At 55.2% G+C, this 7,512-nt stretch carries 13 protein-coding genes; 2 read left to right on the top strand and 11 right to left on the bottom strand.

Annotation, left to right across the window (positions count from 1 at the left end; all coding sequences use genetic code 11):
* Positions 1 to 163: 163 nt before the first annotated feature.
* From NQF64_RS04235 to NQF64_RS04220, 4 genes are all read right to left on the bottom strand, one after another.
* A complete protein-coding gene (locus NQF64_RS04235) occupies positions 164 to 496 on the bottom strand; it encodes a type II toxin-antitoxin system HicB family antitoxin (protein ID WP_266106597.1) in 333 nt (110 codons plus the stop codon).
* Positions 493 to 747 carry a type II toxin-antitoxin system HicA family toxin gene (locus NQF64_RS04230; protein WP_266106560.1) on the bottom strand — a complete coding sequence of 85 codons (255 nt, stop codon included), beginning with the start codon at positions 745 to 747 and terminating at the stop codon, positions 493 to 495. The genes NQF64_RS04235 and NQF64_RS04230 overlap by 4 nt, the downstream gene beginning before the upstream one ends.
* A gap of 92 nt (positions 748 to 839) precedes the next feature.
* Positions 840 to 1,586, bottom strand: coding sequence for a phage antirepressor KilAC domain-containing protein (locus tag NQF64_RS04225; protein WP_266106559.1), 747 nt, complete (start codon positions 1,584 to 1,586; stop codon positions 840 to 842).
* Between the two features lie 17 nt (positions 1,587 to 1,603).
* Positions 1,604 to 1,762 carry an Arc family DNA-binding protein gene (locus NQF64_RS04220; RefSeq protein WP_266106558.1) on the bottom strand — a complete coding sequence of 53 codons (159 nt, stop codon included), beginning with the start codon at positions 1,760 to 1,762 and terminating at the stop codon, positions 1,604 to 1,606.
* A 121-nt stretch (positions 1,763 to 1,883) separates the two neighbouring features.
* On the opposite strand from NQF64_RS04220, the gene NQF64_RS04215 reads away from it, so the two are divergent.
* Positions 1,884 to 2,306 (top strand): Arc family DNA-binding protein, encoded by a 423-nt coding sequence (locus NQF64_RS04215; protein WP_266106557.1) that lies wholly within the window; start codon positions 1,884 to 1,886, stop codon positions 2,304 to 2,306.
* Positions 2,303 to 2,731, top strand: coding sequence for a hypothetical protein (locus NQF64_RS04210; RefSeq protein WP_266106556.1), 429 nt, complete (start codon positions 2,303 to 2,305; stop codon positions 2,729 to 2,731). Before NQF64_RS04215 ends, NQF64_RS04210 begins: the two co-directional genes overlap by 4 nt.
* Positions 2,732 to 2,734: 3 nt before the next feature.
* On the opposite strand, the gene NQF64_RS04205 is transcribed toward NQF64_RS04210, so the two are convergent.
* The 7 genes from NQF64_RS04205 to NQF64_RS04175 form a co-directional block, all read right to left on the bottom strand.
* Positions 2,735 to 3,274 (bottom strand): Gp138 family membrane-puncturing spike protein, encoded by a 540-nt coding sequence (locus tag NQF64_RS04205; protein WP_266106555.1) that lies wholly within the window; start codon positions 3,272 to 3,274, stop codon positions 2,735 to 2,737.
* Between the two features lie 73 nt (positions 3,275 to 3,347).
* Positions 3,348 to 4,412, bottom strand: coding sequence for a hypothetical protein (locus NQF64_RS04200; protein ID WP_266106554.1), 1,065 nt, complete (start codon positions 4,410 to 4,412; stop codon positions 3,348 to 3,350).
* Positions 4,412 to 4,702 (bottom strand): phage baseplate plug family protein, encoded by a 291-nt coding sequence (locus NQF64_RS04195; protein ID WP_266106553.1) that lies wholly within the window; start codon positions 4,700 to 4,702, stop codon positions 4,412 to 4,414. Before NQF64_RS04195 ends, NQF64_RS04200 begins: the two co-directional genes overlap by 1 nt.
* Positions 4,702 to 5,364 (bottom strand): hypothetical protein, encoded by a 663-nt coding sequence (locus NQF64_RS04190; RefSeq protein WP_266106552.1) that lies wholly within the window; start codon positions 5,362 to 5,364, stop codon positions 4,702 to 4,704. The genes NQF64_RS04195 and NQF64_RS04190 overlap by 1 nt, the downstream gene beginning before the upstream one ends.
* Positions 5,364 to 6,926: a transglycosylase SLT domain-containing protein gene (locus NQF64_RS04185; protein ID WP_266106551.1), complete on the bottom strand. Its 1,563-nt coding sequence runs from the start codon at positions 6,924 to 6,926 to the stop codon at positions 5,364 to 5,366. The genes NQF64_RS04190 and NQF64_RS04185 overlap by 1 nt, the downstream gene beginning before the upstream one ends.
* Entirely contained in the window at positions 6,913 to 7,053 is a 141-nt protein-coding gene (locus tag NQF64_RS04180; protein ID WP_266106550.1) for a hypothetical protein, read from the bottom strand. The genes NQF64_RS04185 and NQF64_RS04180 overlap by 14 nt, the downstream gene beginning before the upstream one ends.
* Positions 7,050 to 7,511, bottom strand: coding sequence for a phage tail assembly chaperone (locus NQF64_RS04175; protein WP_266106549.1), 462 nt, complete (start codon positions 7,509 to 7,511; stop codon positions 7,050 to 7,052). The genes NQF64_RS04180 and NQF64_RS04175 overlap by 4 nt, the downstream gene beginning before the upstream one ends.
* Position 7,512 lies beyond the last annotated feature (1 nt).

The following is a 7,512-nucleotide window of genomic DNA, read 5'->3' as shown; positions in this document are numbered from 1 at the left end:
CAAAATGGCGGTTTTATCAGACAGCACAACGAGATTGCCGGTGCTATCAAGCGATAAGTCCCAATCAGAGGTAAGGGAGAGGGTTTTCATGGGGGCTCCGGGCATAAAAAAACCCTCCCGGTGAGGGGAGGGTTCGTAGGTATTGCAGGTGGGTGGAGTAGGGTTACGCTTCCATGCCCGCCAGAGAGTCCCTGATGAGCTGGTTGAGGCTGACGCCACGGGCAGCGGCCATCTCGACAGCACGGGCATGTTCCTTCTCCGGCAGACGGACCTGAAACTTGCCAGAGTAATGCCGGACGGGGTCGATGCCTTTTTCCTTGCACATCTCTATGAAGATACGCAGGGACGTTTCCCCCTCTTTCTGAAGGTCTTTCACGCTTTCGGCATAGAAGTCAGCCCCGCCATTCATCCCCATGAACTCGCCACGGAACAGGCCGGTATCAGGGTCAAACTCGATGACAGCCCGATGCCCGTTGATGGTCATGATGTTCTTCATGGCTTTACTCCGTTGCTTTCCAGCCATTTCCTTACCGAGGCCACAGCCCCCTTGTCTGTGGTGGGTTGAGGGTGAGGGCGATGAAACACTTTCACCTCATTGAACAGGAAAACACCGATACGTGAGCCTTCACGTTCCGATACTTCCCCGCCCAGCGCAATGAACAGGGCCTCTATGTCGGCCCATGAGATATTGCCCGACACGGGTCGTTTGAAGATCAGTGCCAAGGTTTTGCGGTGCTTCGCCTTCATGCTTTTCTGGTACCAGATTATAGTATTGTTTTCAAGGGAAAAAGCACCCGCTAAGGTGCCCCAATCCCCGCATGGGCGGGGAACAATGTTGGTCAGGCCACGGCTTGCAAGCGGGACGGGAGCAGCTTGGCCAGCTTCCGCAAGCCTTGGGCTGTCACAAGGACGCGCTCGCAGACCTTTTCACTGCCATCAGCCTTGAGGACGGTATGCACCTTATGTTCCAGATCGCCCGTGTTGCAGCGCTGGGCATAGCCAAGCCATGTCTTGCCGCCCGGCCTGCGGTAAATCCAGTTGTTCCGGCTGAGGTAGTCGAACAGGTCCTTGGGGCGCATCTGCAAAGCCTTGGCGGCTTCCGTGATGCACAGGGACCCGTCCGCCTTGGCGATGCGGTCCAGCGCGGAAACATCTTCCTGCATATCCGCAATCTGGACCTTCTGCCGGTCAACCGTGGCTTGCAGAACCTGCATGGCCCGGAGGGCAAGCTGCTCCGGCGTTTCCTCCGGAGTTGCCACCATGTAGCCGCCCGTCTTGCGGATGGCGGGGATGACCTCTGCGGTCAGCCACTTCTTGAACCGTTTTGCCTCTGGCTTGCGGCTGGTGAGAACGAGGGACCAAAGGCCGGACTCGTTGATGATAGCAACTTCCTGTGGGCCACCAAGGGTGTCGGTAATGCCGACACCCTTTTCATCATCGTCCAGACGGGAAGATGCATCACGGCTATTGCGGATTTCCAGCACGTCGCACACATCAACCAATACCCAATGGGGCGTATCGCCCTGTTTTATGACGCGGACAGATTTTCCTTCAAAAGAGAAGGGGATTAGGTTAGTATTTGTCACAAGGTGTCCTTTCGTGGTCACTGTTCAGAGGCATCGGGATTGCTTTGGTTGGCTCCCGATGCCTTTTTTGTTGCTTCGAGCAGAAGTTCGTTAATTTCAGCAGTCATGCTACGAAAATTTTCAGCAGCAAAACGCTTCACAACCTCATAAACGTCCGGCCTAAGCCGAAGTGTCATGCGCCTGCATTTTTGGAATTGGGTTTCCATTTTTACCGCCTCCTTAACGGCACAAAACATATGCCATGGCACAACTGTTGTGTAAATAGGCAACGCTCAATTTTTGTGCCATTATCTCCTTATGAACAACACAGACCGTTATCGCCGCTTTAATCTGCGGATTCCCAAAGAAACATATGAACGTCTTCAAGAGGCCGCTGATGCAAGGTCGCATTCAATGAATGCTGAAATTGTGCAGAGGTTGGAAGAAAGTTTTTCTCAATCCACTTCAAGTTGCCGCACAGCTACAGAAGAGATGGGGTTGTTTTTTATTTTAGCTAACGCAATGTCCGCTAAGAAAAATTTTATTAAAAAACTTGAGAATGTAAGGGCTATAAGAAATGGATTGAAGGTTGATAGATTAGAGGAAGAACTGGCAAGAAGAGCATTACGAGACGCTGAAATTTCGTACGAACATTCCTTAAAAGCGACTCGTGATCTGGGTATATTTAACGATGAACTATTAATTGGGCCTGATGAAATCCAGATAGAGGATACCCCATGAAACACCTCCTCATTATTACCGCCGCCGTTATCGGGCTGGCGGGGACGGCTCGGTCCCAGCAGATGACGCAGGAGCAAATACGTGAGTTCAATAGGAAGCAGGTTGAGCATATGTGCGCTACAGGACATTGCTCTGCGCCAGCATTGACAGACGAGCAGTACAAAACCCTTAGGGATGAAGAAAACAGCGAGAACCTTGTCAGGTTGCGCCGTGTTGGCCTGACTCCCGATACCGCTCAGAAGGCCGTGTGGGCCTTGAACCACAGACCACAAAGTGCCTGTGCTGTATATGCGTCCAAGATTATCGTTGGCATCGACATGGCCCGTTCCGCTCCTGATAACCCAGCGACAGCCTATAGCCCGGATACGGACATCATCATAATTGAGCGTAACCATCTGTGCGACAGGAAGATGCTTGACAGGTAGTTTTCATGAGGGTGGTGAGGTCTTTCCACCGCCCGCCTGGACGCCGCCATGTGTGTGCTGCTTGAGAGAGATACCGCCAGCCTTTACATCGCCACTGGTCTCGATGTCGCAGTTTGCCGTGATTTTTGTGGCCTCGATGGAGACTATCCCCGGCGTTACGATGCGCCAGCCTTGCGCTGTGGCTTGAATGAATTGGTCCGGCCCATTATTCAGGAAGCCGCCCACATAGACACAGTCCTGCATGGCGAACTGCCGGAACGAGGCGGGAGGAGAGGGCTGGCGGCTGGTGACAGCGTGGGTGTGGTCGCGCCCGGATATGATGATGAAGCCAATATCGCCCAGTTTGGGGTCGATGATGAGGGCAGACGTGCCACCCTGGATGCGGAGGTAGGGGACGTTGTGAATGACCTGCCGGGGATAGGGCTTCCCCTGTTTGTCTTGCTGGTGAACCATTGGCTGCACATCGACAGAGCCTGTGATGGATGCCTCGCCGGGATGGACGGCCTCTACCTTCACCAGAAGAGGTGTCCCCAGCTTGGACACGGCGTTGCGTACCGTTGCTCGCTGGGCGGCGGCGGCGCCATTGGTCGCCGTATCGGGCGTCAGGTAAGGGGCGTCATTTTGTGGAGAAGGCATAGGGGTTGCTCAGGTCTGTACGTTGACATTCAGCCGTGGTCATCCACGGGCCGTTGAGGGTCTCGGAGGAAATATCGTGAGTGATGTTCCGGGGTGTCCATGTGCCATCCCACGGGGCGTTGCGGGCCGTGACGGCCTGCCCCTGCTGGTTCAGGCCGTTTGCATTGGTCAGCCAGCCTGCGGGTATCTGGCTGCTTTTCACATAGATGGGCGCATTGAACGCAATGTCGGGCCGGAAGAGGCAGTTCAGCACCAGCCCGGTTGCGCTGTATTCCGGGTAGCCTATCATGCCGGTCTCGGGTCCGATCAGTGGCGTTTCGGCCTTTCTTGGCTCCCGGCTCCCGTCATAGTTCGGCCCCCAGACGTGCAGGGTGCCAAGGGAAGACTTCCCCCGCTCATCCTGTGCGCTGGGGATCGGACGAAAGTCGTAAGTCCCCCCCATGGCCTCTATAATATCTTCAATCTGATTAAGGGTGGTTCCCTCGCCGTAGTGGTTGCAGAGGGTGGCATAGCTTCCCCAGCCACCATGATCGACTAGCGTCATGCCAGCCTGTGCGCAGATGTCTGAGAGGATGGACACCACGTTGCGGGGGCCACGGTAGCTTATTGCAGGAGGGATTACGGCCGTGGCTAAAGAGATTGTCCGGGCCACGACTGTGAAGATGGCCGAGCCGCCGTTGAAACTGGCGTAGGCTTTGAACACGTTGCCGTGGAAGACGGTTGGCAGTGCGTTTCCATAAGTTCCGGCCCGTACGGTGATGGTTGTGCTGGATTGGTTAGTTAGAGTTGGATTGGTAGCGTTGGGCCGATTCTCAATGAAAGAGAGGCGGTTCATATCCTGCCAGCTCATGCCTTCGATGGTCAGTGCAAGTTCTGACCCGAGGCTCATCCCTGCATGTTTGATTGTAGCCCGGATGCGGTGTGCTCCGTCTAGTGTTAGGCTGTCAGTCCCGCCGCCGGGTAGGGCCACATTAAAGGTGATTGAAATCTGCTTGCGTGTGAAGGACCGGTCGGGGGCGGTCACGGAAAGATTGGTCTGTGCCATCACGAAACTTCGTATTGAAGGAAGAAGCGGTTGCCTACACCGGTGTAGTATGGGTCGTCATTGCCCTGCGTGTCGGTGAAGAACAGTTTGCCGGAGAGGGGCGAGGTCGGGTTGCGAATGAGGTCAACGCTTGTTAAGCAGACGGCCCCCATGATGAGGGGCTGTTCATTCAGCCATAAATCCAGATACATCCCCGTGGAGAGCTGTCGGAGCCAGATGCGGCATGGCGCGCCGGATAGGGTCGTTGTTATCTCTTGAGAAGGGGAGGCATTAAGCGGAATGATTGCCATCAGTTTGCTCCTGCCTGAACGTATCCTCCACTTTCCTTCTGTGCGCCTTGAGGGTGCTTAGTATTCACCCAACCGGAGGTTTTTGCGCTCCTGATTTCCTGCACTGTCACATCAGCAGCAATTATGCCGGTTGTGCTGATGTTACGGGTAAATCGGTATCCGATGACGTTCGCTCGTTTGTAAATACGCTCGGGGGTCGCGATGAAATACAGCTTCGTATCAGCAACTAAAGTCTCTAGTGTAGCGATGAAGTCCCGCCGGATACTATCCGGGCCGTCACCTAGCAACCCGCGCACAAAGCCGGGGAGTAGGTTTTCTGCTATACTGCCTGTCTCCGAGCCGTCACATACAAAGCGAATGGTGGCGGTGTAAGGGGCCTGTACTTTGTCATAAGCCATGAAGGCCCCGTCTTCCTGCGGGGCAGTGGAAACTGTGGTCTGCCGGGTTAAGTCTAGGCTTTCCACGTGCGCTGCCGAGAGGATGTTTTTTGGCTTCCGGCTGAGAAGACTGTCTATGTCATCGCCGAGGACGCGAGCAAAAGGGCTTGGCGGTTTGTCCTCATAGGGAAGAAAGATGCCCCATTGTCGTGCGGCGCGCTGGATGGCCCAGTCAGTAATGGCACCCCCAGCAAAGCCGGATAGGGCCGCTTTAAAATCTGCCATTACATTGTCCTCTGGTCGTTTTGCGCCATCTGTTGCGGCAGAGACCGCGCCACCTCTTGCGCTATCTCATGAGCCGTTTTCCCGGCTCCGTTGATTGCAATGGAGATATTTGGAGCATGAGTTGTATTGTGATGCACAATATTCCCCGTGGCGTAATTACGACCGACTTTATTGAGGTAGTCTGAGGTCTCGGCGGGGAGAAAAGAACGCCAATTATCCCCGTGGGCAGAAATATCCTTGTCTAAATTCCCCGGACCCCAATTATAGGCGGCAAGAGATTTTGAAAGGTCGTGGTATTTTGCCAAAAGCTGCCCTAGATATTTCTGGCCAATTTGCCATGACTCATCGAGATCATAGGGGTTCTTCCCGCCTAGCCAGCGATAGGTGGAGGGGATGAACTGCAATGCACCAGCGGCCCCGGATTTCGGGTTATAAGCGTTGGGGTTTCCGTGACTTTCCTGCATTGCGACGGCCCCGGTGAGACGGTCGAGATCGACCCCACCAGACCCCGTTTTCGCTTGCGAGGCATACAGCTCGCCGACGCCCGTATCCCATGGGCTTCTTCCTGTAGAGGATACGTCATTCATGACGGTTTTGGCGACACCATACACGGCACCCAACCCAAGGGTGGACCCTATCCCGCCAGTAATTACCTTGCCTGCCCCAGAGAGTGCGCCGAACACTTTCAGAAATGATTTTGCGGTCAGAACGCCGGAAAGGACAGAAAGGGCCGCCGCAATCCCGGCCACGCCGTCCGCAATCTCCTGCGGGTGCGCTTTCTCGATGGCGATCATGGCCTGTAGGAAATTGTGCAGGGATGGTTCCAGCTCAGAGAAGACCCTCTGCATCACCTGATCGGTGTTGGCTTTTAGCTCTGTCCAGTCAGATAGAAGCTGCTCGCCCTGCCTGATTTGCTCTCGCGAAGGCCCGAGGCCTGCGAAGCGTTTTTTCAGGGCATCGTAATCGGGGCGGCTGACTAGATTGTTGAGAGAGGCTGAGCCTCCGAAGTCTTCTAGGTATCGGTCCTGAACGGCCCGGCTGCTGCTCAGGAACACCTTTGAATGAGCAATCTGGTCCAGAAGGTCGCCCCGCACATGTCCGTTTTGGTCTACAGGGTTCACACCCAGAAAAGCAGAGAGCTGCATTAGCTCACCTCTTGTAGCGGAGGAGGCGTATTTGTTCTGAACCCCCTTGAATAGGCCGTCTATATCTCCCGGGTTCACTCCGGCAGCCTTAGCAGCTTCATGAAGTTGAGTGAGTTTCTGCGGGGCTATATCTAGCTGCCGGGAGAGGTTACCTAATGCTGTATTAGCGGCGGCGATATCATGCGTGAAGGAAGCGATACCCGCCCCGCCCGTAAACAGGGCGATTGCTCCCAGAGCCTCCCGCCGGAAGGCGGCGAATGAATCTGCCCCCTTTTTGCCCACTTCCTCAAGGCTTTTCCCTGCCTTCCCGACCGCTTTATCTGTTTTGGCAAGCCCTTCTTCTGCCTGCTTGGCCCCTTTAACGAGGTTCCCGCTGTCCATCAGAAGTTGAACGGTCAGGGTATCAAGAATTGCCATTTACGCGCTCCACTGCCGCGATTTCCCAGAGCAGCCACATATCTTCACTATCGTAGATGGTCTTCAGTTCATGCAGCGTTGCCAGTTTGGCCCCCATCACCAAAGCGAGGGGGTCAGACACATTCACGCATCTTGCTGGCTTTCGCCCATCACCGGCTCCCGCAGAGCTTCGATGAGAGGATAAATCTGGTAAATCGCGGCCTTGAAAAAATCCACATTAAGCCGGAACGCCTCCGTTCGCAGGGCGGGCAATGTGTTGGGGTCTGAGATGTCAGCTTCGATGAGGGGTGCGGCCTCAACGGCGGGGTTCCCGGGGTCGCGGCGGATTGTCACGCAGTCCAAAAGCCCTTGGAAGGCTTTGTCGCAGTCCTCATCGCTCATATGACCAAACAGGGCCATGCTCTGCCCGGAGAGGCCAGCAATCCCGCTTTGCAGGGCCTCGCGCGGGGTGTTTGCGCCCGCACGGGCGAGGGAGCGAACGACATTGCGAGCCCAGCGGTCCGCTGTGAAGGCGGACATGCGGGAAATGACGAAGCACTTGCCTGCATCTGACCCGTCTTTAGGGGTCCATTCAATGGATTTCATA

Origin of the sequence: Bombella saccharophila (genome assembly GCF_026385475.1) — a bacterium.
Lineage (GTDB): Bacteria > Pseudomonadota > Alphaproteobacteria > Acetobacterales > Acetobacteraceae > Bombella > Bombella saccharophila.
Note: the sequence above shows the minus strand (reverse complement) of the source record. Positions and strands in the feature narration are given on the sequence as shown.